24 protein-coding genes and 1 tRNA gene are annotated in these 25,902 nt (G+C 68.3%); 13 read left to right on the top strand and 12 right to left on the bottom strand.

The genetic code is table 11. The annotated features are described in order from the left end of the window. Positions 1-29: 29 nt before the first annotated feature. From HYG95_RS04270 to rsmA, 3 genes are all read left to right on the top strand, one after another. A complete protein-coding gene (locus HYG95_RS04270) occupies positions 30-1,160 on the top strand; it encodes an alpha/beta fold hydrolase (protein WP_181696792.1) in 1,131 nt (376 codons plus the stop codon). A gap of 61 nt (positions 1,161-1,221) precedes the next feature. Then, positions 1,222-2,364 (top strand): lipase family protein, encoded by a 1,143-nt coding sequence (locus HYG95_RS04265; RefSeq protein ID WP_181696690.1) that lies wholly within the window; start codon positions 1,222-1,224, stop codon positions 2,362-2,364. Between the two features lie 34 nt (positions 2,365-2,398). Then, entirely contained in the window at positions 2,399-3,280 is an 882-nt protein-coding gene (rsmA, locus tag HYG95_RS04260) for a 16S rRNA (adenine(1518)-N(6)/adenine(1519)-N(6))-dimethyltransferase RsmA (RefSeq protein WP_181696689.1), read from the top strand. Between the two features lie 42 nt (positions 3,281-3,322). On the opposite strand, the gene HYG95_RS04255 is transcribed toward rsmA, so the two are convergent. Further along, positions 3,323-3,529 carry a cation transporter gene (locus HYG95_RS04255; protein ID WP_181696688.1) on the bottom strand — a complete coding sequence of 69 codons (207 nt, stop codon included), beginning with the start codon at positions 3,527-3,529 and terminating at the stop codon, positions 3,323-3,325. 173 nt (positions 3,530-3,702) lie between these two features. On the opposite strand from HYG95_RS04255, the gene HYG95_RS04250 reads away from it, so the two are divergent. Together HYG95_RS04250 and HYG95_RS04245 are read left to right on the top strand one after the other, a co-directional pair. Next, positions 3,703-4,629: a 4-(cytidine 5'-diphospho)-2-C-methyl-D-erythritol kinase gene (locus HYG95_RS04250; protein WP_181696687.1), complete on the top strand. Its 927-nt coding sequence runs from the start codon at positions 3,703-3,705 to the stop codon at positions 4,627-4,629. Positions 4,630-4,704: 75 nt separating this feature from the next. Further along, positions 4,705-6,495, top strand: a complete 1,791-nt coding sequence (locus HYG95_RS04245; RefSeq protein WP_181696686.1) for an ABC-F family ATP-binding cassette domain-containing protein — start codon at positions 4,705-4,707, stop codon at positions 6,493-6,495. Here HYG95_RS04245 and HYG95_RS04240 read toward each other — a convergent pair. Continuing rightward, entirely contained in the window at positions 6,492-7,328 is an 837-nt protein-coding gene (locus HYG95_RS04240; RefSeq protein ID WP_181696685.1) for an Abi-alpha family protein, read from the bottom strand. The two genes, HYG95_RS04245 and HYG95_RS04240, sit on opposite strands and share 4 nt — an antisense overlap. Beyond that, positions 7,319-8,641 carry a hypothetical protein gene (locus HYG95_RS04235; RefSeq protein ID WP_181696684.1) on the bottom strand — a complete coding sequence of 441 codons (1,323 nt, stop codon included), beginning with the start codon at positions 8,639-8,641 and terminating at the stop codon, positions 7,319-7,321. Before HYG95_RS04235 ends, HYG95_RS04240 begins: the two co-directional genes overlap by 10 nt. A gap of 338 nt (positions 8,642-8,979) precedes the next feature. Here HYG95_RS04235 and HYG95_RS24655 point away from each other — a divergent pair, with 338 nt between their 5' ends. Together HYG95_RS24655 and HYG95_RS04225 are read left to right on the top strand one after the other, a co-directional pair. Further along, positions 8,980-9,852, top strand: a complete 873-nt coding sequence (locus HYG95_RS24655; RefSeq protein WP_084456787.1) for an Abi-alpha family protein — start codon at positions 8,980-8,982, stop codon at positions 9,850-9,852. A 206-nt stretch (positions 9,853-10,058) separates the two neighbouring features. Continuing rightward, complete coding sequence (locus HYG95_RS04225; protein WP_370465680.1) at positions 10,059-10,646, top strand: nuclear transport factor 2 family protein; 588 nt, start codon at positions 10,059-10,061, stop codon at positions 10,644-10,646. Between the two features lie 21 nt (positions 10,647-10,667). Here the strand turns inward: HYG95_RS04225 and HYG95_RS04220 are convergent, their stop codons facing one another. Further along, a complete protein-coding gene (locus HYG95_RS04220; protein ID WP_181696683.1) occupies positions 10,668-12,308 on the bottom strand; it encodes a peptide chain release factor 3 in 1,641 nt (546 codons plus the stop codon). Positions 12,309-12,628: 320 nt separating this feature from the next. Between HYG95_RS04220 and HYG95_RS04215 the strand changes: the two genes are divergently transcribed. Together HYG95_RS04215 and pth are read left to right on the top strand one after the other, a co-directional pair. Then, positions 12,629-13,243: a 50S ribosomal protein L25/general stress protein Ctc gene (locus tag HYG95_RS04215; protein ID WP_181696682.1), complete on the top strand. Its 615-nt coding sequence runs from the start codon at positions 12,629-12,631 to the stop codon at positions 13,241-13,243. Positions 13,244-13,263: 20 nt separating this feature from the next. Continuing rightward, on the top strand, positions 13,264-13,842 hold the full coding sequence (pth, locus tag HYG95_RS04210) for an aminoacyl-tRNA hydrolase (RefSeq protein ID WP_181696681.1): 579 nt from the start codon (positions 13,264-13,266) through the stop codon (positions 13,840-13,842). 49 nt (positions 13,843-13,891) lie between these two features. On the opposite strand, the gene HYG95_RS04205 is transcribed toward pth, so the two are convergent. Both HYG95_RS04205 and HYG95_RS04200 read right to left on the bottom strand, forming a co-directional pair. Then, a complete protein-coding gene (locus tag HYG95_RS04205) occupies positions 13,892-15,535 on the bottom strand; it encodes a fatty acyl-AMP ligase (protein WP_181696680.1) in 1,644 nt (547 codons plus the stop codon). 192 nt (positions 15,536-15,727) lie between these two features. Further along, complete coding sequence (locus HYG95_RS04200) at positions 15,728-16,909, bottom strand: aminotransferase class V-fold PLP-dependent enzyme (RefSeq protein WP_181696679.1); 1,182 nt, start codon at positions 16,907-16,909, stop codon at positions 15,728-15,730. Between the two features lie 123 nt (positions 16,910-17,032). Between HYG95_RS04200 and egtA the strand changes: the two genes are divergently transcribed. From egtA to egtD, 4 genes are all read left to right on the top strand, one after another. Beyond that, positions 17,033-18,310: an ergothioneine biosynthesis glutamate--cysteine ligase EgtA gene (gene egtA / locus HYG95_RS04195; RefSeq protein ID WP_181696678.1), complete on the top strand. Its 1,278-nt coding sequence runs from the start codon at positions 17,033-17,035 to the stop codon at positions 18,308-18,310. 82 nt (positions 18,311-18,392) lie between these two features. Continuing rightward, complete coding sequence (gene egtB / locus HYG95_RS04190; protein WP_181696677.1) at positions 18,393-19,727, top strand: ergothioneine biosynthesis protein EgtB; 1,335 nt, start codon at positions 18,393-18,395, stop codon at positions 19,725-19,727. After that, positions 19,727-20,560: an ergothioneine biosynthesis protein EgtC gene (gene egtC / locus HYG95_RS04185; protein WP_181696676.1), complete on the top strand. Its 834-nt coding sequence runs from the start codon at positions 19,727-19,729 to the stop codon at positions 20,558-20,560. Before egtB ends, egtC begins: the two co-directional genes overlap by 1 nt. Then, the gene (gene egtD / locus HYG95_RS04180; RefSeq protein WP_181696675.1) at positions 20,557-21,528 is read left to right on the top strand and encodes an L-histidine N(alpha)-methyltransferase; all 972 of its coding nucleotides are present in this window, start codon (positions 20,557-20,559) and stop codon (positions 21,526-21,528) included. Before egtC ends, egtD begins: the two co-directional genes overlap by 4 nt. A gap of 69 nt (positions 21,529-21,597) precedes the next feature. Here the strand turns inward: egtD and HYG95_RS04175 are convergent, their stop codons facing one another. From HYG95_RS04175 to HYG95_RS04150, 6 genes are all read right to left on the bottom strand, one after another. Beyond that, entirely contained in the window at positions 21,598-21,927 is a 330-nt protein-coding gene (locus HYG95_RS04175) for a hypothetical protein (protein ID WP_181696674.1), read from the bottom strand. A gap of 55 nt (positions 21,928-21,982) precedes the next feature. Then, positions 21,983-22,624: a DUF2461 domain-containing protein gene (locus HYG95_RS04170; RefSeq protein ID WP_181696673.1), complete on the bottom strand. Its 642-nt coding sequence runs from the start codon at positions 22,622-22,624 to the stop codon at positions 21,983-21,985. A 14-nt stretch (positions 22,625-22,638) separates the two neighbouring features. Beyond that, a complete protein-coding gene (locus HYG95_RS24460; RefSeq protein WP_220139019.1) occupies positions 22,639-23,070 on the bottom strand; it encodes a hypothetical protein in 432 nt (143 codons plus the stop codon). A 126-nt stretch (positions 23,071-23,196) separates the two neighbouring features. Beyond that, a complete protein-coding gene (locus HYG95_RS04160; RefSeq protein ID WP_181696672.1) occupies positions 23,197-24,177 on the bottom strand; it encodes a ribose-phosphate diphosphokinase in 981 nt (326 codons plus the stop codon). Continuing rightward, the gene (gene glmU, locus HYG95_RS04155) at positions 24,174-25,664 is read right to left on the bottom strand and encodes a bifunctional UDP-N-acetylglucosamine diphosphorylase/glucosamine-1-phosphate N-acetyltransferase GlmU (RefSeq protein ID WP_181696671.1); all 1,491 of its coding nucleotides are present in this window, start codon (positions 25,662-25,664) and stop codon (positions 24,174-24,176) included. Before glmU ends, HYG95_RS04160 begins: the two co-directional genes overlap by 4 nt. A 98-nt stretch (positions 25,665-25,762) precedes the next feature. Next, positions 25,763-25,833: transfer RNA gene (locus HYG95_RS04150), tRNA-Gln, on the bottom strand. Between the last annotated feature and the right edge of the window lie 69 nt (positions 25,834-25,902).

The following is a 25,902-nucleotide window of genomic DNA, read 5'->3' as shown; positions in this document are numbered from 1 at the left end:
GGCTTCGGACGAGTCGACGGGTGGTTGAGATGCGCGGTGTTTCGGCGTTGCGATGCGCGGCTGCGGCGGTGGCTGTTTCGGTGGGGCTCGGGATTTGTGCGCCGGGCGCGCGAGCGGAGTCGCCCGGGGAGGTGCTCGCGGTGACGTCTGCAGTGCTGCGCGGGCTGGACGCCGAGATCATCGACTACTCGACCAGGGGAGTCGGCGGGGCGACCCAGCCGGCCAGTGGTGTGCTGTATCTGCCCGACGGCACCGCGCCCGAGGGTGGGTGGCCGATCGTCGCCTACGACCACGGCACCACCGGGCTCGGTGCCGGTTGTGGTGGGCAATCGGATCCGGCGGGTGCGCCGTGGCCGGAATCGCAAGTGGGGCAGAACGAATTCATCCGGCACGTGGTGTCACGCGGGTTCGCGGTGGTTGCCCCGGATTATCTGGGACTCGGGCGGTTCGACACCGGACCGCACCCGTACCTCGACATCGATACCGAGGCGACCGCCACGCTCGACCTGCTGCGCGCCGCCCGGTCGGTGCATCCGGAGCTCTCGCCGTTGTGGCTGGCATCGGGCATGTCGCAGGGTGGGCATGCCGCGCTCGCCACCGCACACCGGCAGGCGAGCTACGCGCCGGAGCTGGATTTCCGCGGCACCATCGCCGTCGACCCGGCCTCGGATGTGGAGAAGGTCGCCCCGCTGCTCGGCCCGGGCAACCCGGACCGCGTGAGCGGCGGCACCCTCGGCTTCTCGGCGAGCATTCTCGCCGGATTGCGTGCCGCTCGGCCGGAGGCGCAGGTCGACAGCTACCTCAGCCCGCTGGGCCGCCAGGTGCTCGACGAGATCGGCTCGCTGTGCCAGGACGCCATCGACGACCGGGTCGCCGATCTCTACCTCGGCGACCTGCTGTCGCGCTCGCTCGGCGAGGAACCGCTGCGCTCGGTGATGACCGACTACATGGCCGTGCCGACCAGCGGTTACGACGCGCCGATCCTGCTGCTGGTGAACGCCACCGACCGGACCGTGCCGTCCCCGCTGCACGCGGCGCTCGCGGCGCAGTTCGCCGCGGGCGGCGTGGCATTCGAGACGGTGGTCGGGACCGGAAGCCACACCCAGCTGAACCCGGCGATGTGGGTGGCCATCGATGAATTCCTGGCTAGAGCACGCTGACGACAACCACCCATCTGTACACTCGTCCAAGTTCATGATCCCCTGGTGGAGAGACGAGTCCATGTCTGACAAGCCGATCAGAGCGGCCGTTGTCGCGGCCCTGACCTCGGCCGCGCTGCTCGCCGGTCTCGCTCCCGCGTCCGCCGAAACGCCCGGCTCGCTCATCTCGGCGCAGGCCGAGGCGGCGGGCTGGCACGGCCTGGATCGCGGCTCGTCCATCGAGTACTGGATGACCGACTCGTCCGGCGTCGCCCGTCCGGCCAGCGGTGCGCTGTTCCTCCCGAGCGGTGAGGCCCCCGCCACCGGCTGGCCGATCATCGCCTACGACCACGGCAGTTCCGGCTCCGGCCGGGGCTGCGGCGGTCAGGCCGACCCGGAGACCGCGCCGTTCCCCACTCAGCGTGCGGCCGAGGACCGGCTCATCAAACGGTTCGTCGAGCAGGGCTTCGCCGTCGTCACGCCCGACTACCTGGGTCTGGGCCGCTTCGACACCGGTCCGCACCCGTATCTCGAGGTGCGCAGCGAGGCGACCGCGACCATCGATCTGGTCCGCGCGGCCCGCGCTGCCGACCCCGACCTGTCGCGGACATGGAGCGTGGTCGGTACCTCCCAGGGCGGACACGCGGCGCTGAGCTCGGCCCACGTCCAGTCCTCCTACGCTCCCGAACTCGATTTCCGGGGCACGGTCGCCATCGATGCCGCCTCCGATGTCGAGAAGGTCCTGCCGTTCATGGGACCGGACGTGCCCGGCCCGCCGGGGAGCACGATCTTCCTCGTCAGCATCCTCGCTGGTCTGCGCGCCACCCATCCCGAACTCGACGTGGACTCCTATCTGACGCCGCATGGCAAGGCCGTCATCGATGCGGCCGCAGGCCAGTGCCTCGACACGATCGTCGCCGAGACCAAGGGGCTCACCTCGCGCGACCTGTTCGTCCGTCCGATCGAACCGCTGCGCGGTCCACTCGCGGCCTACATGGCCCTGCCGACCAGCGGTTACGACGCGCCGATCCTGCTGACCATGAATGTCACCGACACGATCGTCCCGTCCCCGCTGCACGCGGCACTCGTCGCCCAGTTCGCCGTGAACGGAGTGGACCACCAGGTGCTGCCCGGCACCGGCACGCACGGCTCGGTGACACCGGCCCAGCTCGATGCCATCGACGCCTTCCTCGCCCGTGTCAACGCCGCCCCACCACAGCGCTGAGCTGCCCGATCGGCGAGGTTGGTAAGTTCTAGCAGTGCCCGAACCCGATAATTCCGCTCGTGGTCCCGCCGCGCTGCTCGGCCCCGCCGAGGTGCGTACGCTGGCCGAACGCTTCGGCGTGCGACCGACCAAACAGCTCGGGCAGAACTTCGTCCACGACGCGAACACGGTGCGGCGCATCGTGTCCGCGGCGGGCGTCGGTCGGGGCGACACGGTACTCGAGGTCGGTCCCGGTCTCGGCTCGCTGACGCTTGCCCTGCTCGATGTGGTCGACCAGGTGGTCGCCGTGGAGATCGACCCGGTGCTCGCGAACTACCTGCCCGAAACCGTCGCCGATCGCGCTCCCGACCTGGTCGGGAATCTGCGGGTGGTGGAGGCCGACGCGCTGCGTGTGCGCGCCGATCAGCTGCCCGCCGAACCGACCGCGCTGGTGGCGAACCTGCCGTACAACGTTGCCGTGCCGGTGCTGCTGCACCTGCTCGCCGAATTGCCGAGCATCAAGGTCTCGCTGGTGATGGTGCAGGCCGAGGTGGCCGATCGGCTCGCCGCCGAACCGGGCAACCGGGTGTACGGGGTGCCGAGTGTCAAAGCGGGGTTCTTCGGCAAGGTCCGGCGCGCGGGTCATGTGGGTACGCAGGTGTTCTGGCCGGTGCCCCGGGTGGAATCGGGCCTGGTCCGCATCGATCGGTATGCCGAACCGCCGTGGCCGATGGACGACGCGCATCGCAGGCGGGTGTTCGAGGTGATCGACTCGGCCTTCGCGCAGCGGCGAAAGACCTTGCGGGCGGCGCTGTCCGGCTGGGCGGGTTCGCCCGCCGAGGCCGAGCGCAGGCTCGTCGCCGCGGGTATCGATCCGACGGCGCGTGGCGAGACTCTCGAGACCGCCGCGTTCGTGAAACTGGCCGCTCAGCGCTGAGTCCTTGTGGCCCGTACCCCGTCGGTGCGGGCCACAGCAGGGTCAGCGGGCGAGTTCGTAGCCCGCCTCGTCGACGGCGGCGGCCACGTCGGCGTCGGACACCTCGTTCGCGCTGTCGACGCGTACCAGTCCGCTGGCCAGGTCGACGTCGACGCTGGTGACGCCGTCGATCTTGCCGATCTCCTGCTTGACCGAGCTCACGCAGTGTCCGCAGGTCATCCCCGTGACGGTGTAAGTGGTGGTGGCCATGGCCGACTCCTTCGCTCGAATATACGGTCCCGGGGTATGCCCCCGACACGAACGAACATACCCCCCGGCGGTATGGAGCGCAAGCCCTCGGTTCGTCCATCGCGAATACCCACCGACCGGTCGGCCGTTTCGGCACACATACTCGTCGGTACTACCGGTTACGCTTGGTGATCGTGCTGTCAGTTGTGCCCAGCCCGGTCGTCGTGCGCGCTCCTTCGAAGGTGAATCTGCATCTCGGAGTCGGTGATCTGCGCGCCGACGGGTACCACGACCTGACCACGGTCTTCCAGGCATTATCCCTGTCCGACGACCTACGATTGGCCCCCGCCGCCTCGCTCACCGTCCGGGTGACAGGCGAGGGCGCGACGCAGGTCCCCACCGACCGGACCAACCTCGTCTGGCAGGCCGCCGTCGCGCTGGCCCACCTGGCCGGGCGTGCGCCACTGGTGGAGATCGCCATCACCAAGGGCATCCCGGTGGCCGGTGGTATGGCGGGCGGAAGCGCCGACGCGGCTGCCGCGCTCGTCGGGCTCAACGAGCTGTGGGATCTCGGCCTCGGCCGCGACGAACTGGCCTCGGTCGCCGCCGAGCTCGGCAGCGATGTGCCGTTCGCCCTGCACGGTGGCACCGCACTGGGCACCGGCCGTGGTGAACGGCTGCTGCCGGTGCTGTCGCGCAACACCTTTCACTGGGTACTCGCCCTCGCCAAGGACGGGTTGTCCACCCCGTCGGTCTTCCGCGAACTCGACCGTCTGCGTGCGGAAGGCGACCCGCCGCGTCTCGGCGACCCGCAGAAACTCCTGCAGGCCCTGGCCGCAGGCGACCCACACGCCCTCGCCCCGCTACTCGGCAACGACTTGCAGGCAGCCGCCCTTTCCCTGAAACCGGAACTGCGCCGCACCCTGCGCGCCGGGGTCGGCGCCGGTGCGCTGGCCGGGCTGGTGTCGGGGTCCGGCCCGACCTGCGCGTTCCTGTGTGAGACGGAGGAGGCGGCCATCGCGGTGGCCGCCGAACTGGCCGGAGCGGGCGTGTGCCGCAGCGTGCGCACTGCGAGCGGCCCGGTACCCGGCGCGCGCGTGCTCGACCACGAAGCGCACTGAACGCGGCGGCCCCTCGGTGGGTGAGTAGGCTCGGCCCAGCCGGATAGTCACGCGGAAGGCGGGCGAAGAACACCTATGTCGAACCTGATCAACCTCGAACAAGTCTCCAAGAGCTTCGGCATCAAGCCGCTGTTGGACGACGTCTCCCTCGGTATCCACGCCGGGGAACGAATCGGGGTGGTCGGTCTCAACGGTGGTGGTAAGACCACGCTGCTCGAGGTGCTGACGGGTCTCGAGCCGCCCGACAGCGGCCGGGTGAGCCGGGTCGGTGGGCTGCGGATGGCCGTGGTCACCCAGCGCGGTGTGCTGCCCGAGGGGGCGACGATCGGGTCGGTCGTGCTCGCGGGACTGTCCGACGACCTGTCGACCGTCGACATCGCCGAACACGAGTGGGCCGCCGACGCGCGCATCCGCACCGTGCTCGAGGGCATCGGCATCGCCGACCTCGGCCTCGACACCCCGGTCACCAACTTGTCCGGTGGGGAACGCCGCCGCGTCGCGCTGGCCGCCGCCCTCGTGCGCGACCTCGACCTGCTGGTGCTCGACGAGCCGACCAACCACCTCGACATCGAGGGTGTGCAGTGGCTGGCCCAGCATCTGATCGCCCGTCGTACCGCGCTGGTGGTCGTCACCCACGATCGCTGGTTCCTCGACACCGTCGCCACCCGCACCTGGGAGGTCGTCGGCGGCAAGGTGGAGACCTACGAGGGCGGCTACGGCGACTGGATCTACGCCCGCGCCGAACGCGCCCGCCAGGCCGATGCCTCCGAGGCGCGCCGCGCCAACCTGGCCCGCAAGGAACTGGCCTGGCTGCGCCGGGGCGCCAAGGCCCGCACGTCCAAGCCGCGCTACCGCGTCGAGGCCGCCGAGGCGCTGATCGCCGATGTGCCGCCGCCACGCGACTCCGTCTCGCTGGCCGCCTTCGCCCGCAAACGTCTCGGACGCGTGGTGATCGAGCTCGAGGACGCCACCCTCACCACCCCCGACGGCCGCGAGCTGGTGAGCGACCTCACCTGGCGGCTCGCGCCCGGCGAACGGGTCGGTCTCGTCGGCGTGAACGGTTCGGGCAAGACGACGCTGCTGCGCGCCCTGGCCGGCGACGCGGAACCGGCCACGGGCAAGCGGATCCAGGGTCAGACCGTCCAGATCGGCTGGCTGCGTCAGGAACTCGACGACCTGCCCACCGATATGCGGGTGCTGGAGGCCGTGCAGCAGATCGCGCAGCGAATCATGCTCGGCGACAAGGAGATCTCGGCCGGTCAGCTCGCCGAGCGGCTCGGGTTCACACCCGCCCGTCAGCGCACCCCGGTCGGTGACCTCTCCGGTGGTGAACGCCGCCGCCTGCAGCTCACCCGCATCCTGATGGCCGAACCGAACGTGCTGCTGCTCGACGAGCCGACCAACGACCTCGATATCGACACCCTGCAGCAGCTCGAAGACCTGCTCGACAACTGGGCGGGCACCCTCGTGGTCATCAGTCACGACCGCTACCTGGTCGAACGGATCTGTGACTCCACCTGGGCCCTGTTCGGCGACGGCAAACTCACCAACCTGCCCGGCGGTATCGACCAGTACCTCACCCGCCGCGCCGCGCAGACCGACGCCGCCAAGCCGATCAACACCAAGTCGACCGCGACGTCGACGGATTCGGCCGACCGCCGTGCCGCGCGCAAGGAACTCTCGCGCCTGGAACGTTCCATCGCCAAGCTCGACGAGCGCGAACAGAAACTCCACACCGCCCTCGCCGACGCGGCCACCGACCCGGACAAACTCGTGAAGCTCAATACCGAACTCAAAGAGGTTGTCGCGGAAAAGGAAGCGGCGGAAGAGCGCTGGATGGAACTCGCCGAGCTGGCCGAGAGCTAGGTTGCGGTCTCTCGCCCATCGTTGATCACGACCGGTAAACAGGTCTGGACGAAGTCGGCGCCGAACTCGGTGAGCACGATGCTGCGGTAGCTCACCTTGGTGCCGAAACTGGCGCGCTTCAACGCCTCCCGCACCTGTTCCTGTGCCTCGATGAGCTGGTAGCGGCTCGGGTTGCCCACCGGCTCACGGGTGGACTCGATGAGTCCGAGCCTGCGCAGGTTCGGCAGGTATTGCGGCACCCGGTTCGGAAAGCGAAGGCCCGCATGCTCACCCAGCATGGTGAGCCCGCTGATGAGGCGTTCGCCGCCGAAGGCCCGCTGACGTCCGGTGCGCACGTCGAGCGACGGCTGCGGTCCGTCCACGTGCAGAAACCGCAGGATGCGCGCCTCGTCGGGGGTGATCTCGGCGAGGATGCCCGGGTAGGCCGGATGCGAATCCGGTGCCACCGCATGGGTACTCGCCGACAGGCGGAGCAGTTCGGCGCCCTGTTCGCGCAGCGTCGGCATGCCGGAACCACCGTGTTGTTCCCCGCTCAGGGGAAGTCCGAGGGCGTTGCGCAGCCGGTCGCGTACTTCGGTCTGCGCGTCGGCGAGCACATCGGCGGGTGGGGCACCCGCGATACTGCCGCGCAGCACCGTGACCGTGACACCGAGGGCCGTGTCGAGAGTCCACATCGTCATCCCCGACGCGGCGGTGATCGCCACGCGCGCAACACCCGTAGCCGCGCGTGCGGTGCGCACCGGTGATACCGGGAGCACACCGCGGCGGGCATCGGGCGACGGCACCGACCGTCGCACCAGTTCGGTGGACGGAGGTCCGTCGTCTACATCCATGTCGTCGCTACTCCTGTTCCGAAGACCAGGATGTGAGCGTATCCGGCAATGAGCCCGAGCGCGCCGCCATGGACGAAAAGCAACCATTCGTCCTGTTTGATCGCCGAACGCAGCATGTCCACGAAGTCGTGCGGCGAAAGCGCGGACATTTGCCGGGCGATGAATTCGTTGACCTGACGGCCCTGCTGGACATTGAACGCGGGGTCGGCGAAGGCCATGGGCGCGATCGTCATGGCCTCGGCGGTGAGGGTGGACTGCAGCGAGTCGTATTCGCGGCTGCCGAGCATGAATTTCACCGCGGGCCTGGCCGGGCCGAGGGCGCGGTCGGCGGCCGGGCGCAGCGTGTCCTCGAGCATCTGCAGCGTGCGGTCCGAGCGCGGGCCGTTGAGCAGTTCGTCACCGATGTTGGCGACGGTGAGCACCTCGGTCGACACCAAAGCCGCGTAGCCGGAAGTGATTTCGGGCTGACGCTTGATGAGCAGACCCTGCCGCCACGGGCACCACCACTTGGGTTCGGCGGGCGCGAAGATCATGTTCAGACCCACCCAGTTCACCACCCAGCCGATCACGATGCCGCCGAGCGGCAGCACGACCAAGGGTGAGAGCGAGGTCGTGTGCAGGGCGAGCACGAGCAGCAGACCGCAGGGCGCGCCGAAATAGAAACCGAAATTCTGCATGAATCGGAGTTCTTTGGCGCCGAGCACCTGGAACAACTGGTTGAGCAATTGCGGGCGTGCCTGGAAATAGCGGATCACCATCTGCTTCACATCGAGCAGCTGATCGATATTGGTGCCGAGTTCCATGGTGAGCTCGCGCAGGATCTCCGGCAGTTGCGAACGCACCCGCTGGTGGATCATCTCCCTGACCTGGGTGGGCAAGTTGTACCAGAGCTGCGGATGCTCACGGCGCAGGATCACTTCGACGATGTCGCGAATCTGCGCGTCGGCCACCTCGGCCAGGTGCTCGGCGAGTTTGTCCGGCTCGAGTTCGCGGTAGAAGTCGGAGACGCTGCCCAGTTTCGACAGCCCCTTGTCGACCGCGATGCTCGCCATTTTGTCGGCACGCGAGGGGACGATGCCCTGCCAGCCGATGCGGCCGTCGTAACTCAGCAGCGGCAGCACCTGAATTCGCTTGGGCAGGTAGGGAAACACCGTGCGCAGGCCGGGCAGCTTGACGCCGTGGAACTCGAGCGGCCGGAACAGCATGAGAATGCCGGTCCAGTTGGTGATGTAACCGATGACGCCTGTGAACAACGGGATGGTCAGAATTTCGAGCAGGAGCGTCGGATGGATACCGAACACACTTTCCAACACTTACGACACCCTCCTGCCGATACCCGGTGACCACCGCCTTCACCGGCGTTCAAAAACTAGCACCCCCGCAGCGAGGTGACCCTACTGTGAGGTACGGAACCGGGTCCATTCGCCGTGCTCCAGGCCACAGGGTAGTGTCTGAGACATCAGTCACAGAACCTGTCGCGGATGCCGCACTCGACCCACCGAGTCGGAACAATGACCATCACCACATTTCGTGACAGGCCACAATCGAGGCGCGGACAGGGGCGCGCTGTAGATCGCACTGTGCCTGGAGCGTGGTCGGGCAATAATCTGGTGGGCGATCGTTGTCCACGGCGAGACTTCGGAGTAGGACGTTGACAGACGACAGGACCGGACAGGACCTGGCCCGTGCCGGTACCCGCGCCGTCGAGCGCAGCTCGGATGTCGAGCAGCGGCAGATCAGTAACGAAGCCCGCCTGATCCGGGGCGTGTTCCGGGCGGCCGGACTGGCCGCGGGCACCGCCGTGCGCGGCAGCCAGTGGGCGGTCGGCACCACCTACGAAGTCACCAAGGAGCTGGCGCAGGCCGCGCTCGACGGTGAGTCGTCGGCCGATATCGCCGAGCGCACCGGCAACGCGCTGCGCTCGATCGCCCGCAGCGCCCTCGGTGTCACCGAGGGTTCGGTGCGCGAGATCGTCAGCTATGTGCCGACCACCAACGGTTCGGGCCAGCAGTCACTGGCGGTCGGCCCGTACCTGCGCTCCACCACCACCGAGGAACTGCGCCGCCGCGGCGACGCGCTGCTGGCCCGCTCGGCCGACGTGTACTTCACCGAGGACGTGCACCCCGCCTACGACCGCATCCTCGACGAGATCGCCCCCGACGAGGCCCGCATCCTGCGGTTCATGGCCCTCAACGGACCCCAGCCCGCCGTCGATGTGCGGACCAACCGCCCGCTCGGCATCGGCTCGGAACTGGTGCAGGGCGACCTCACCTCGGTGCCCGAACAGGCAGGTGTGCGCTACCCCGACCGGGCCCGCTCCTACCTCATCAACCTCAACCGCCTCGGTCTCACCCTCACCTCCGACGACCCGGTGGTGCTGAGCCGCTACATGGTGCTCGAGGTGCAGCCGGTGGTCGAGGAGGCGCTCAAGAAGGCCGGACGCGCGCCGAAGATCGTGCGCAAGAGCCTTCGCCTCTCGGAATTCGGCGAGGACTTCTGCCGCACCTGCTTCACCATCGGCTAGCCCAGACAGTCGGGGCCCGAGCGGGCGCAGGTCACACTCCGGTTTCGACAGGGGTAGCGATCGGGTACAGATCCGCCTCACGTGGGCGATCGGGTGGGATCGTGGAGGGCATGGAGCAAGGGTCCGGGTCTGTGAACGCGCGCGTCGAGGAGGTCGATGTGCGTCGTGAACGCCCGGGGCCGCTGTTACCCGGGGCGGAGGAGCCGTTGGTCGCCGGGCACGGGACGGACAGTGTGATCGCCGACGACGAACAGCCCGCCGCCGCGCCGCCCGAGCAACCGAAGCCACGCCCACCCGAGCACCCCGACGACGTCACCGCGATCAGCAGACTCAAATTCCGCTACCTGCGCACGCTGGACACCAAGTCCTGGGACGAGTTCGCCGACACCCTCGTACCCGAGGCAACGGCGACCTACAGCGAATACCTGCAGTTCGAGTCGCGCGAGGCCTTCCTCGCCTTCCTGCGCAACACCCTCGGCCCGCACGTCATCACCGAGCATCGCTGCGATCATCCCGAGATCGATGTCGACGGCGACACCGCCACCGGCACCTGGTATCTCGCCGACACCGTACTCATCCCCGAACACAACATGTGCCTGCACGGGGCCGCGTTCTACACCGACCGCTACGTGCGCTGCGACGACGGTTACTGGCGCATCGCGCACACCGGCTACGAACGCACCTACGAGGTGGTCCTCTCGCTCAGCGACCTGCCGAGCCTGCGGCTCACCGCGAGCCGCTGGGGCATGATCTCCCAGGATGTTTCCCGGGTGGAGCGCGAACCGGAGGAGTAGACCCCTCGGCGACCCAGACAGCTAGTCGGCCGTGGCCACCAGCGGCTCGAGGGTGAGATCCGGGTGTTCCTTCTCGATGTACTGCAGCCGCCACTTGTCGCTGAACAGGGCGAGGATCGCGCCGTCGGTACGGGTGAACACCTCGACTCCGCGCTGGCGGTCCAGCTCCGGCGCCGACTCGGCATCGGTGCGCCTGGCCAGGCTGTAGGCGAGGAAGTCGAGCTGGGTCTCGACATTGAACTCGGCCTGCATACGGGCGGTGACCACCTCGAACTGCATGGGTCCGACGGCGGCCAGCACGGGCGAGGCGTCGCCGCGCGCGTCGTTGCGCAGCACCTGGACGACGCCCTCGGAATCGAGCTGGTCCATGGCCTTGCGGAACTGCTTGTACTTGCCCGCGCTCTGGGCGCGCAGCGTCGCGAAGTGCTCGGGCGCGAAGCTCGGGATCGGCGGGAACTCGACCTTCTTGTCCACGAACAGGGTGTGTCCCGGTGCCAGCGCGGTCGCGTTCACCAGGCCGACCACGTCGCCGGGATAGGCGGTGTCGACGGTGGTGCGTTCGCGGCCGAACACCGTGAGCGCGTACTTGGTCGCGAAGGGCCGACCGGTCTGGGCGTGCGTGACGACCATGCCGCGTTCGAACTCACCCGACACGATGCGCATGAAGGCCAACCGGTCGCGGTGCGCGGTGTCCATGCCGGCCTGGACCTTGAACACCACCGCGCTGAACGGGTCACCGGTCTCGCGGGCTCTGCCGTTCACATCGGCGCGCGGACCTGGTGCCGGCGCCAGCGCGACGAGGGCCTCGAGCAGTTGGCGCACACCGAAATTCAGCATCGCCGAGGCATAGATGACCGGCGAGGTCTGCCCGGCGAGGAACAGTTCCTGATCGTGGTCCTGCCCGGTGGCCGAGAGCAGTTCGCTCTCCTCGGCGGCGGTGGTCCACGCCTCGCCCTCACGTGCCTGCGCCTCGGCGGGCGTCAGCGATTCCTCGGGGGCGATCGTCGCGCCACCGGCGGTGCGGGTGAAGTGGATGTACTCGGTCGCCTCGCCCTCGGGCCCGCGGCGCAGCAGGCCGCGGAAGTCGCCCGCGATACCGACCGGGAGGAACAGGGGAGTCGGGGTGAGGCCGATGCGCTCGCTGATCTCGTCGAGCAGTTCCAGCGGCGCCTGGCCCGGACGGTCCCATTTGTTGATCACCGTGATCACCGGGATGCCACGGTGCCGACACACCTGGAACAGCTTGAGCGTCTGCGGTTCGAGGCCCTTGGCGGCGTCGATCAGCATCACCGCGGCGTCGACGGCGGTGAGCACGCGGTAGGTGTCCTCGGAGAAATCGGAGTGACCCGGCGTATCGACGAGGTTGATGACACTGTCGACATCCGAACCGGCCGCGCGGTAATTGAATTGCAGCGCGGTCGAACTCACGGAGATACCGCGCGCCTTCTCCATTTCCATCCAGTCCGAGACGGTCGACTTGCGACCGGCCTTACCGTGGATGGCGCCCGCCTCGGAAATCATCTTCGCGTGCAGGGCCAGCGCCTCGGTGAGCGTCGACTTACCCGCGTCGGGGTGCGAGATCACGGCGAACGTGCGGCGACGGGCCACCTCGGCGGGTAATCCGCGCGGGGTGGGGACGGCGCTCTCTCCGGACTCGGTCAACACAAAACCTCTCGCAGTGGTCGGCAACCAATCGAGTTTATTGGAGCGCTGGCGCGCTCGAGGCCGCGGCCCCTCCTCGGGGTCGGGTGTGGGGGCTGGGAGTTCGAAGCTGGAGCGGTTTCGGGTCCGCCGATTCGGTGCGGTATGGTGGTCGGGTTGTCTCGGCGAGGGTGAGTCGCACCCCGTGTGCTCACCGTGATCGACGCGGCTCGGCCTTCCCGGTCGTCCTCGTTCGTTCTTCGTCCGACGAGCAGACCACCCGACCCCGGTAGATGGGTCGCCCTTGACCAGCCCGGAAGAGCCGTAGGAGCGCATCAGTCATGTCCGACGTGAACCAGATCGAAGCCGCCGTCCGTACCGAATTCGGTAAGGGCGCCGCTCGCCGTACCCGTCGCGACGGCAACGTGCCCGCCGTGCTGTACGGCCACCAGTCCGAGCCGCAGCACCTGTCGCTGGACGCGAAGGCCTTCGCCGCCATCCTGCGTCTGCACGGCACCAACGCCATCCTGAGCCTGAAGATCGACGGCAAGGAGCAGCTGGCGATGACCAAGTCGGTCGTCGTCCACCCGATCCGCCGCTACATCGAGCACGCCGACCTGCTGATCGTCAAGCGTGGCGAGCGCGTCGTCGCCGACGTCAACGTCGTCGTCACCGGCGATGCCGCCGCGGGCACCCTGGTCACCCAGGAGCTCAACAACCTGTCGATCGAGGCCGACGCGATGAACCTGCCCGAGAGCATCGAGGTCTCGGTCGAGGGCGTCGAGGCGGGCACCCAGATCCAGGCAGGCGACATCACGCTGCCCAAGGGCGTCACCCTGGCCGGCGAGCCGGAGATCCTGGTCGTCAACGTGATCCAGGCGCCGTCGGCCGCTCAGCTCGACGACGAGGGTGAAGGCACCGCCGACGCGGGCGACACCCCCGAAGAGACCGAGTAAGACGCTCAACGGTTCGGCCGATGACCGAATCCTCCGGGCCCGCACTCGTGGTGGGGCTGGGTAACCCCGGCCCCGAATACGAGCGCACCCGCCACAATGTGGGCTTTCTGGTCGCCGACGTGCTCGCCGAGCGCGTCGGCGGCCGTTTTGCCGTGCACAAGAAGTCCGGCGCCGATCTGCTGCAGGCCCGCCTCGACGGCCGCCAGATCCTCATCGCCAAACCGCGCACCTATATGAATCTGTCCGGGCGTCCGGTGGCGGCGCTGGCGAAGTTCTTCTCGGTGCCCGTCGATCAGGTGATCGTGGTGCACGACGAATTGGATCTGCCGTTCGGGACGATCCGGCTCAAGCAGGGCGGCGGGGAAGGCGGCCACAACGGTCTGCGGTCCATTTCCCAGGCCCTCACCACCAAGGACTACCTGCGTACCCGGATCGGCATCAGCCGTCCGCCGGGCCGTCAGGATCCGGCTGATTATGTGCTCAAGCCGTTCTCGGCTCCCGAGCGCAAAGAGGTGCCGGTGATCGTGGAGCAGGCTGCCGATGCGGTGGAGTTGTTGCTGAAGGCCGGTTTGGAAACCGCCCAGAACCAGTTGCACTAGCGAACTTCCGACACGAGCCCTCCCCGATTTCGGGGAGGGCTCGTTGTCGTCAGCGGAGGTGGGCTGCCGTGGCGGTGCGGCGGAGCTTTCCCGAAGAGGTCTTCGGGAGGGCGCCGGGGCCGAGAATGGCAACGGTGCGAGGGCGGGCGCCTACCTCGGCGAACACCTCGTGGACGATCTCGCGTTCGATGCGTTTCACCTCGTCGGGGACCTGATAGTCGTTGGATTCGACCACCACGGCGAAGCTTTCGCGCTTGTCGCCCGCGTCGAGGCGGACCGCTACGGCATTGCCGGGCCGTACGCCCTGGACGCGCAGGGCAGCGCGTTCGATATCGGTGGGGTAGATGTTGCGGCCGCCCATGATGATGACGTCCTTCATGCGGCCGCACACCACGATGAGGCCGTCGTCGGTGAAGTAGCCGATGTCGCCGGTGTCGAGCCAGCCGTCGGCGTCCTGGGCGGGGCGGAAACCGTCGACGGTGACGTAGCCCGAAGTGACGGCGGGGCCGCGCAATTCGATGACGCCCACCGAGCGCACCGGCAGCGGCTGACGCTCGTCGTCGACCACCCGGCCTTCGAGATCGTCGACCAGGTGGCCGAGGGTCGGCAGTTTGCGCGGCGTGCCGTGATGGCCGTCCTCGGCGACGGGCACCGCCTTGCCGACGGCCTCGAGCAGATCCGCGTCGACGATATCGAGCACCATGCCGTGACCGGGATCGGGAATCGACACGGCGAGGGTGGTTTCGGCCATGCCGTAGACGGGGGTGAGGGCGGACGGGTTGAGGCCGAACTGTTTTCCGGCCTCGGCCAGGGCCGTCATGGTGTCGGGGTCGACCGGCTCGGCGCCGTTCCACATGTAGCGCACACTCGACAGGTCCATGCTGCCCGGTTCGGCCTGCCGTAGCCTGCGCGCCAGCAGCGAATACGCGAAATTCGGTGCGGCCGTGACAGTCCCGCGATACTTGGCGATGAGTTCGGCCCACAGCAGCGGCCTGGCCAGGAAATCGAGCGGCGTCACGCACACCACCTCGGCACCGAACTGCATGGGCACACTGAGGAATCCGACCATGCCCATGTCGTGGAACAGCGGCAGCCAGCTGACCATCACGTCGTCGTCGGTCTGGAACTTGACGCGATTGAACATCGCGTAGGCGTTGACGTAGAAGTTGCCGTGGGTGATGCGCACGGCCTTCGGCGAACCGGTCGACCCGGAGGTCAACTGCTGCAGGGCGATATCGTCCTCGGTGGTCGGCACCGGGTCGCTGTCGGTGCCCTCCGCCAGCTCCGCTACCCGCACCACCGTGATCCCGCGCTCCCGGAGCACCGGTTCGGCGGGTGCGAACGGCTCACCGAGCACCACGGCCTTCGCGTCGATCATGTTCAGGACTGTTTCGGTGTCGCGTACCCAGACCGCGAGGTCGGTGCGTGGCGTCGGCTGGTGCAGCATCGTGATCGAGGCGCCACGCATCCAGATCCCTTGGCACACAGGGGCGATGTCGACCGGCAGCCCGGCGAGCACACCCACGGCATCGCCGTGCCCGATCCCGGCGGCCGCGAGACCGCCCGCCATCCGCCGCGCCTGGCGATGGATTTCCCCCCAGGTCTGCCGAAGCGGTGCCTCGGGTTCTCCGGTGACCAGCCCACGCGGGCTGGACAGCGCTGTGGCAAACATTTCGTCGGTGAACCTGCTCAACGTCGGACTCCCTTTACGCCAACGATCGGTTACGGCCGTGCTCCCAACAGATCCCGCCCCGTGATTCCGGTGTTAACCCCAATTGCCCCCGGGCACCCCTGTGTGAACACGATAGCCGCTGCCTCCGACTGCTCTGGCCACACCGGGGCAATTGCCTGCCGGAGGCAGCGGGCCGAACGTGTGATCCGCCGGTCAGCGCTGTGTCAGGGTTGCCAAGGTCGCGACGAAACGGTCGAGATCGGAGCGGCTGACGAAGTAGTGCGGTGAGGCGCGCAGGATGGCGGGCAATGCGCGCTCGGTCATGTCGAGCAGCGCCGAGGTGGCGCGGCTGACGGTGACGGTGACGGCGTGCTCGGCGAGCCGGTCACGCAGCTGGTCCGGATCGTGGCCGTCGGCGGTGAACGAGACGATGCCGCTGTGCTCGGTCCCCAGATCGCGCACGGTCACGCCGGGCAGGTCGGTCATGGCTTCGCGCAGGTATTCCGCGCGGGCCGCCACCGCCGCGTAGGCCTCGGCGGGGCCGAGTTCGAGCAGGTAGTCCACGGCGGCGCCGAGGCCGAGGCGCGCGGCCACATCGCACTCCCAGAACTCGAAGCGCTGGGCGCCGTCGGCGAGACGGTAGTCGGTGGGGCCGGTCCAGGTGGCGCTGTGCAGGTCGAGGCGGGCGGGTTCCATCGTGTGCGCGAGTTCGTTACGCACATAAAGGAATCCGGTGCCGCGCGGGCCGCGCAACCACTTGCGGCCGGTGGCGGACAGGGCGTCGACACCGAGTTCGATCACGTCGATCGCCAGCTGGCCGATCGATTGGCAGGCATCGAGCAGAACGATCGCACCGGCTTGTTTCGCGATGCGGGTGGCCTCGGCGACCGGGTTCACCAGACCGCCGTTGGTCGGCGCGTGCTGCAGCGAGACCAGGCGTACGCGCTCGTCGAGCATGTTCGCCAGGGCCGCGGTGTCGAGGCGGCCGGTGTCGTCGCTGGGAATGCGCTCGACCACCGCGCCGGTGGCGGCGGCGCGCTGCAGCGCGGCGATGGCATTGCTCGCGTAGTCGGCGCCGGAGATCAGCACGCGGTCGCCGGGGCGCAGCGGCACCGAATAGGCGAAATCGGCCCATGACCTGGTGGCACTGTCGCTGAGCGCGATGGTGTCGGGGGTGGCGCCGATCAGTGTGGCGATGGAGGTCTTCACGGCGGCGAGGTCGTCGAGTCGTTCGTTTGCCGCACGGTAGCCACCGATGTCGGCTTCGCGACGAAGATGGGCGATCACGGTGTCGGTGACGATGCGCGGCGGCAGCGACGAGCCCGCGCTGTCGAGGAAGACCTTGCCGTCGGCAAGGCCCGGCGTGGCGGCGGTAATGGCGGCGAAATCCAGCATGGCGACGACCCTAGCGCCGATCGGTGTTCGGCTTCTCGACACTTTTTCTGTCGGTGTCTCTCGCTACCCTGGAATGAACGACATGCGCCGAGCCCCGGCGGCGCTCACCACGTGGAGGTTGGCATGGCGGTCACCCTGGAACGTTCCTCCTGGCCGGATTCCGCCTGCGACCAGGGCGAATTGTCGTCGCGGGCGGCGGCTGAGGCCTACGTGGGCGGTGTCTGTTTCAAGCTCGGGCCACCCACGCTGATCGGTGCCGAACTCGAATGGCTCACCGCCGGACCCACCGGTGCGAGACCCTCGCTCGACCAGCTCTCCTCGGCCCTCGGGCCACATGCTCCGACCTCCCTCGCCCCTGCCTCACCCGCGCTCGCGCTGTCCGGTGGCAGCGCGGTGACCATCGAACCCGGTGGTCAGATCGAACTCTCCAGCGCACCTTTCGCCGATCCGGCGGAGCTCACGCGGAATCTGCGGGCAGATGCGGCCCGTTTGCGGGACTTGCTCGCCACCAGGGAAATCACCGTCACCGCCGCGTCCGCCGACGCGCACCGCCCGGCCGAGCGACTACTCCGGTTGCCCCGATACGCGGCGATGGAACGCGCGTTCGCCGGCATCGGCCCCTTCGGCGGCCTGATGATGTGCAATACCGCCGCCACCCAGGTCAGCGTCGACGCCGGGGCCGACCCGGCCGAGGTGCGCGCCCGCTGGACCGCGCTCTACGTGCTCGGGCCCGCACTGATCGCGGCGTTCGCGTGCTCGCCCACCTTGCACGGAATACCGTGCGGGGATTGGGTTTCCCAGCGTATGCGCACCTGGTTGCGGCTCGACCCGGCTCGCACCAGGCCGCCGGTGTCCGACTGGGCCGACCCGATCACCGCCTACGCGCGCTGGGCGCTCGACGTGCCGCTGCTGTGCGTGCGCTGCACCGAACCCGACGCCGACTGGTCGCCCCCGCCGGGTGCGACCTTCGCCGACTGGCTCTCGGGCGCACTCGACGACGAGGTCGGCCGCCGCCCCACCCGCGCCGACCTCGACTACCACCTCACCACCCTGTTCCCGCCGGTCCGAGCCTCCGGACACCTCGAGATCCGCTACCTCGACACCCAACCCGGCGATACCTGGACCACCCCGATTCACCTGTTCGACGCCCTGCTCTCGACACCCGAAGTGGTCGCCGAGGCCACAGCTCTCGCCGCGCCGACAGCAGGGGAGTGGACCACAGCCGCGCGCCACGGGCTGCTCGACCCGCAGGTGCGCCAGGTGGCGGTGGACGTACTCGAACTGGCGGCACAGCATGCCAGAACACCCGCCGCAGCACAGGAATTGGCCGACGCGGCGCGTCGATGTCGCCTGGCCCGCAGCCCCTCGGACCAGTTGGAGAGCTCGGAGGGTTCGCGATGAATCGACGCCGCGCGCCCGATGGGCCGACCCTGCCTGCCGCTGTGAAGATCCCTGTCGCCCAGCCTCACTCGGAGATCCGCTCGTGACACTTTCCGCACCCGCCGACCATGCCGACCGCGAACGTACGCGAGCCAGGATCGCCGAGGTGCTCGCTCGTGCCCGCCGCCGCACCGCCGTGCTCACCGACAGCGTCGACGAGGCCGACCTCGTCGCGCAGCATTCACCCCTGATGTCGCCACTGGTCTGGGATCTCGCCCACATCGGCAACCAGGAGGAGCTCTGGCTGGTGCGCGATGTCGGCGGCCGGGAACCTGTGCGCAGCGATATCGACGAGCTGTACGACGCCTTCAAGCACGCCAGGGCGAACCGGCCCGCGCTGCCGCTGCTGAATCCGGAGCAGGCGCGTGGCTATGTGGGCACCGTGCGCGAGAAGGTCTTCGACGTTCTCGAATCCAGTCCACTGCTGGGAAACCCACTGGTGGACAATGGTTTCGCCTTCGGGATGATCGCTCAGCACGAACAGCAACACGACGAAACCATGCTGGCCACCCACCAGTTGCGCCTGGGCGCACCGGTGCTGTCGGCGCCACCCGCGCCGTCCGCGCGGGTTCCGATCGACGGTGAAGTAGCCGTTCCCGCAGGCGAGTTCGTGATGGGCACATCAGCCGATCCCTGGGCGCTGGACAATGAACGGCCCGCGCATCCGGTGTATGTGGAGGGTTTCGCCATCGATGTCGCCCCGGTGACCAACGAGCAGTACCTGGCGTTCATCGACGACGGCGGCTACGAGCGCCGTGAGCTGTGGTCGGAGCATGGGTGGGCGCACCGGCAGGAGGCGGGGCTGGTCGCGCCGCAGTTCTGGGAGTGCGAGGGGAATCAGTGGTACCGAAGGGCTTTCGGGGTGCGTACCGCGTTGCGGCCACGTCAGCCGGTGGTGCATGTGTGCTGGTTCGAGGCGGAGGCCTATGCGCGGTGGGCGGGTAAGCGGTTGCCCACCGAGGCGGAGTGGGAGAAGGCGGCGCGGTTCGACCCGGCCACCGGCGCGTCGCGGCGCTATCCGTGGGGCGAGGACGAGCCGAGCGAGCGCACCGCCAACCTCGGCCAGCGGCATCTGGAACCGGCCGAGGTCGGCGCGTATCCGGCCGGTGCGTCGGCAACCGGGGTGCACCAGCTGATCGGTGACGTCTGGGAGTGGTGTTCCTCCGGCTTCGAGGCCTACCCGGGGTTCCGTGCGTTCCCGTACCGGGAGTACTCGGAGGTTTTCTTCGGTGGGGACTACCGGATCCTGCGCGGCGGTTCGTTCGGCACCGACGAGGTGGCCTGCCGCGGTACCTTCCGCAACTGGGACCACCCGATCCGCAGGCAGATCTTCGCCGGGTTCCGCCTGGCCCGCGACCTGCGCGAGGACGAACGCTGATGTGCAGACACCTCGGCTATGTCGGCCAACCGGTCGCGGTCGGTGAATTGGTGTTGCGCGGCTCGCATTCGCTCTACGCCCAGTCCTGGGCGCCGCTCGATATGCGTGCCGGCGGCACCATCAACGCCGACGGTTTCGGCGTCGCCTGGTGGCGCCGCGCGGAGGTCGGCATGGACGGCGCTCGCGACGCGGTGACCCGCTACCGCAATCCCGCCCCCATCTGGACCGATCCGGCTGTCGCCGAGGTCCTCGGGCAGCTCGAGTCCCGAGCGGTGCTCGCGGCCGTCCGCTCGGCCACCGTCGGCATGCCGATCGAACGCTCCGCCTGTGCCCCCTTCACCGACGACCACTGGGCCTTCAGTCACAACGGTGTCGTGCAGGAGTGGCGAACCACCCTGCCCACCGTCCTCACCGACTTGGCGCCTTTTCTCGACCCGTCCGCCTCGGCCTCGATGTTCCTACACGCCGAAGCGCTCACCGACGCGGCGGCACTGTGGGTCGTGCTGCGCGCTCTGCTCGCCGCGATCGACCCCGACGGTCCGGTCACGTCGCCGGCCGACGCGCTGCGATTACTGGTGACCACCGTGCTGCATCATCAGCCCAATGCCCGCTTGAATCTGTTGCTCGGCAACGGTTCCGAGCTCTGGGCCACCACTTGCTGGCATGCCTTGTCGGTGCTGGTCACCGACGATTACGCCGTGCTGTCCTCGGAACCGTACGACGACGATCCACGGTGGCGACCGATCGCGGATCGTCAGCTGGTGACCGCCTCGCCCGGCCACTGCACCATCACCGCTCTGGAATTCCCCGCCACCGAAAGGGTCCGTTCATGACCGCGCCGCTGCTGGACATCCACCTCACCGACGCCGATCTCACCGAGGCCCTGCGAGCCGACGCCCGCGCCGGACTCACCGCCGCCCCGAAGTCGCTGCCGCCCAAGTGGTTCTACGATGCCCGCGGCAGCGAATTGTTCGAGGCGATCACCGAACTGCCCGAGTACTACCCCACCCGAACCGAACGGGCGCTGCTGCGCGATGTGGTCGACGAGATCGCGGCCGCCGCTCGCGCCGATGTACTGGTGGAACTCGGCGCGGGCTCGGCGGCCAAGACCCGGCTGCTCCTCGACGCGCTCACGGCGGTCGGTTCGCTGAAAACCTATGTACCACAGGATGTTTCCGCATCGGCCCTACGCGGCGCGGCAACCGAACTGGCCGCCGAGTACCCGAGCCTGTCCGTGCACGGCGTGGTCAGCGACTTCACCGACACCCTGCACAACCTGCCGAGGGGCGGGCGGCGGATGATCGCCTTCCTCGGCGGAACCATCGGTAACCTGGTGCCCGCCGAGCGCGCGGAATTCCTGGCCGGCATCAACGAGGTCCTCGAACCCGGGGAACTGCTGCTGCTCGGCGCGGGCCTCGTGGTCGCCCCCGAGATCGTCGTTCCCGCCTACGACGACGCCGCGGGTGTCACCGCCGAGTTCAACCGCAATGTCCTGCACGTCCTCAACAACCGGCTGTCCGCCGATTTCGAGCCGGACAAGTTCGAGCACATCGCGCTCTGGGATCCCACGAACGAGTGGATCGAAATGCGCCTGCGCGCGACCGAAGCCATGACCGCGACCGTCGCGGATCTGGGCCTCACCGTCGACTTCGCGGCGGGCGAGGAGATGCGCACCGAGATCTCGGCCAAGTTCCGCCCCGAAGCCCTCAGCGCCGAACTCGACGGCGCGGGCTTCACCCCCACCCACACTTGGACCGACCCCGAGAACCGCTTCACCCTCGTTCTGGCCGAGCGTCGTTGACCGTGACTACGACGGAACTGCCGCGGTCGGCAGGAGGCCGATCGAGCAGGTCGTCAGGGTGTGGCGGTTCTAGAGGTCGAGTTCGTCGGCGACCCCTTCGCCGCTGATCAGGTTCTCGTCCCCGTCGAGGTCGGCGTTGTCGAGGGAGTCCTCGTCGAAAGCGCGGACGGCGGCCTCTTCGGCGGGGCGCTCGTCTTCTTCCATCTCCTCGTGGCGCTCGCCGCTCTCGGTCCACTCCTCGGACAGTTCCTCGCTGATACCGAGGAAGCCGTCGGCGTCGGCCTCGCGGTTGCGGATCACGTAGTCCGCGGGCGGGTCTTCGATATTGCGTTCGTATTCGATGATGTCGTCGGCCTGATCGTCGTCGCCCATGTCCATGTCCAGCGGTTCACGGCTCATGGTGCCAGTATCGGCCCGTGGGCCGACCGGCGCCGGGAAGGCACGCCCGCGCGGATCAGTCGACGCCTTCGAGGACGGCGGCCAGCCATTCGATGAGCGGACGTAGCTCGTTCCAGGCTCGCCGGACCTCGGTGACGCCCGCGGGGGTCTCGAGCCAGTCGGGTGCGCCGTAGTCGCGCCGAACGATCAGCGACTTGTGGCGGAGCAATCCGATGCGCGGATGGTCGACGGGGTAACCCTTGGGGCGGGTCTTGAGCTGTTCGCCGCCGAGGTCGAAACCGGCGGCCGTGATCGCGGCCAGGATGCTCTCCAGTTCGCGGCCACGCACGTCGTCGTCGATGGTGGCGCGCAGGACGGCCAGGGCACTCGGCGCGGGCCGGAAACAGCCGCCGCCGACGGACAGCCCGGCCGCGCTGAGCTGCACATACCAGCCCACACCCGGGGAAAGGTGGACCACCGCGCCCTGATGAGTCTTGTAGGGCGTCTTGTCGGCGGAGAATCGGACGTCGCGGTAGGGCCGGAAAACTCTGGCGTCCCCGAATTCGGCCGCCAGTTCGGCGGTGAGGGCGACCATCGGCGCCCGCACCGCCTCGTCGTAGGTGTGTTTGTGCGCGGTCCAGAAGGCCTTGGAGTTGTCGGCCTCCAGATCCTCGTAGAAGTCCAGGCCCGCCAGGGGGAAACCGGTGAAAGCGTTCATCGTGCGTGCGGTTCTCAGTTCTGTGACGGGATGATGTCGGCGTCGAAGAAGAACACCCGGATCGCCAGTCCCGCGAGCAACGCGAACAGCGCAGCCACGGCCGACCAGTTGCCGAGCGGTTCACCTTTCTTGCTCCCGTACAGCCCCGCCGCGATCCCGAGCACTCCGAAGATGATCGGGAAGAACAGCAGTGCGATCACGGCGAACACGAACGCCACTGTCGACCAGGTCTTACCCGCGGGCGCCTCGACATCACCATCGGAGTCGTCGACGGGCAACCCACCGTAGGACACCTCGGGCCTGCCGGGATATTTGGCCTCGTGGGCGCCATGGGATGGCTCGACCGGCTCGTCCGACAGCGAATACGACACCTCGGGCCGCTCCGGCTTGGCATGCCGAGGCCGGTACTCGCCCTCCCCGGATCCGGATTCCTGCGGTGTGCTCATCGAGACCTCCCAGATCGGGCTATCGTCGGGCTACCGTTCCCAGTATCACCCAACCGACCCTCGGCACCACGATGCCGACACACGAACGGCCCCCGGCGCGATGCCGAGGGCCGTCAGTGAGCAAACTCAAGCGTTGCCGTTGAAGAGGCCCGTCACCGAGCCGTTTTCGAAGACCTCGCGGATGGTGCGGGCCAGCAGCGGCGCGATCGACAGCACCGTCAGCGTCGGGAACTTCTTCTCCTCGCTGATCGGCAGAGTGTTGGTGATGACGACTTCCTTGGCACCGCAGTTGGCGAGGCGCTCGGCGGCCGGGTCGCTGAGCACACCGTGGGTGGCCGCGATGATGACATCGCCCGCGCCGGCTTCCTTGAGCACCTTCACCGCACCGGCGATGGTGCCACCGGTGTCGATCATGTCGTCGATCAGCACGCAGGTGCGGCCCTCGACGTCACCGACGACGCGGTTGGACTTCACCTGGTTGGGGACCAACGGGTCGCGGGTCTTGTGGATGAACGACAGCGGGGTGCCACCGAGCGCGTCGGCCCACTTCTCGGCGACCTTCACGCGGCCGGCGTCGGGGGAGACCACGGCCAGGTTGTCGGTGGAGTAGTTGGTGCGGATGTAGTCCGACAGCTGCACAAGCGCGTGCATGTGATCGACGGGGCCGTCGAAGAAGCCCTGGATCTGGTCGGTGTGCAGGTCGACGCTGATGATGCGGTCGGCACCGGCGGTCTTGAGCAGGTCGGCGACGAGGCGGGCGGAGATGGGCTCGCGGCCGCGGTGCTTCTTGTCCTGGCGGGCGTAGGGGTAGAACGGCAGCACGGCGGTGATCCGCTTGGCCGAACCGCGCTTGAGCGCGTCGATCATGATGAGCTGTTCCATCAGCCACTGGTTCAGCGGGGCCGGGAAGCTCTGCAGCACGAAGGCGTCGGAACCGCGCACCGACTCCTCGAACCGGACGAAGATCTCACCGTTGGCGAACTCACGCGCGGTCTGCGGGGTGATGTCGACATCGAGTTCCTTGGCGACCTGCTCGGCAAGCTCAGGATGTGACCGGCCGGCGAAGAGCATCAAGTTCTTCTGATTGTCGATCGAGAACGCGGTCACTGCTGGTTGCCATCCTTTTGCTCGATTGCCTTGTTCGACGTCTCGTCTGCCGCGATGGCTTCCGCCGCCGCGCGTGCCGCAGCGGTTCCGGGACGGTAGCGCTGCACCCAGTTCTCAATGGTGCGCTGTGGCCCACCCGACACGGCAAGTGCCCCGGGTGGAACGCTCCTGCGCAGTACAGTACCCGCACCCGTATAGGCGCCGTCACCCACGGTTACCGGAGCGATGAACATGGTGTCGCTGCCGGTCCGCACGTGGGAACCGACCACAGTGTGGTGCTTGTTCACCCCGTCGTAGTTCACGAAAACACTGGACGCGCCGATGTTGCTGTACTCGCCGATCGTCGCGTCACCGACGTAGGTGAGGTGCGGAACCTTGGAGTGCGCGCCGACCGTCGCGTTCTTGGTCTCGACGAACGCGCCGAGCTTGCCGTGCTCGCCGAGCACGGTGCCGGGGCGCAGGTAGCTGAACGGTCCGACGTTGGCGTTCTCGCCGATCTCGGCCTGCTCGCCGTGGGTGCGCACCACCTTGGCGCCCGCGCCGACGATCACATCGGTGAGCGTGGTGTCGGGCCCGATCTCGGCGTCCTCCCCGATGTGGGTCTCGCCGAACAGCTGGGTTCCGGGGCGAAGGACCGCGTCGCGCCCGATCCGCACACTCGCGTCGACCCAGGTGGTGGCCGGATCGATGACGGTGACGCCCGCGCGCATGTGCCGCTCGAGGATGTAGCGGTTGAGCGTGGCACCGGCCTGCGACAACTGCACCCGGTCGTTGACCCCGGTGACCTTGTTCGAATCGACCAGTCGCGCGCCGTGCACGGGATGCCCGGCCTCGCGGGCCAGCCGCAGCACGTCGGTGAGGTACAGCTCGTGCTGGGCATTGGCCGTGGACAGCCGCCCGATCATGGTGCGCAGCACGGCGGCGTCGAAGGCGTAGACGCCGGAATTGACCTCTTTGATCTTGGCCTGGGCCGGGGTCGCGTCGGCGTGCTCGACGATCTCGGCGACCTGACCGTCGTCGTCGCGCACGATCCGGCCGTAGCCGTTCGGGTCGTCGGGGACGAAGGTGAGCACCGTGACCGCCGGTCGTTCGGCGTAGCTGCGGTGCTCGTCGAGCAGGGCACCGAGGGTGTGCCCGTCGAGTAGCGGCACATCGGCGGAGGTGACGAGCAGGTCACCGGTGAAATCGGCGGGCACGGCCTCGAGCGCGCACTGCACGGCGTGGCCGGTGCCGAGCTGCTGTTCCTGTACCGCACAGACGATTTCGCGTCCGAGTTCCTTGCCGACCTCGGCGACGGCGGCGCCGACCTTGTCGCGGTCGTGCCCGACGACGGTGATCAGGTGGGTGGGGTCGATCTCCGCCGCGGCGTGCAGCGCGTGCGAGAGCATCGAGCGTCCCGCGAGCGGATGCAGCACTTTCGGAGTCTTCGACCGCATTCGCGTCCCAGCCCCGGCTGCGAGAACGACGACGGCGGTCTGCGGTGGCATGGATCTCCCTCGGCTGCCGGTCAGCGAGTGTGCTGTGGCGGGTTCGGTCGGTCGGTGATGGGGTGCGGGCCGACGATACGTCACTGTGCCCGTGTGTGCTCCGCCGCCAGGACTCGAACCTGAACTATCTGAACCAAAATCAGAGGTGCTGCCATTACACTACGGCGGATCGCCACACCAGTGGGCAGTCAGAGCCCACCACTGTGCTACGGCACGGCCATGATCCTCGCATAGCAGT

Source organism: Nocardia sp. GTS18, from assembly GCF_013839555.1.
Classification (GTDB): domain Bacteria; phylum Actinomycetota; class Actinomycetes; order Mycobacteriales; family Mycobacteriaceae; genus Nocardia; species Nocardia rosealba.
This window is presented reverse-complemented; position numbering and strand designations above follow the sequence as displayed.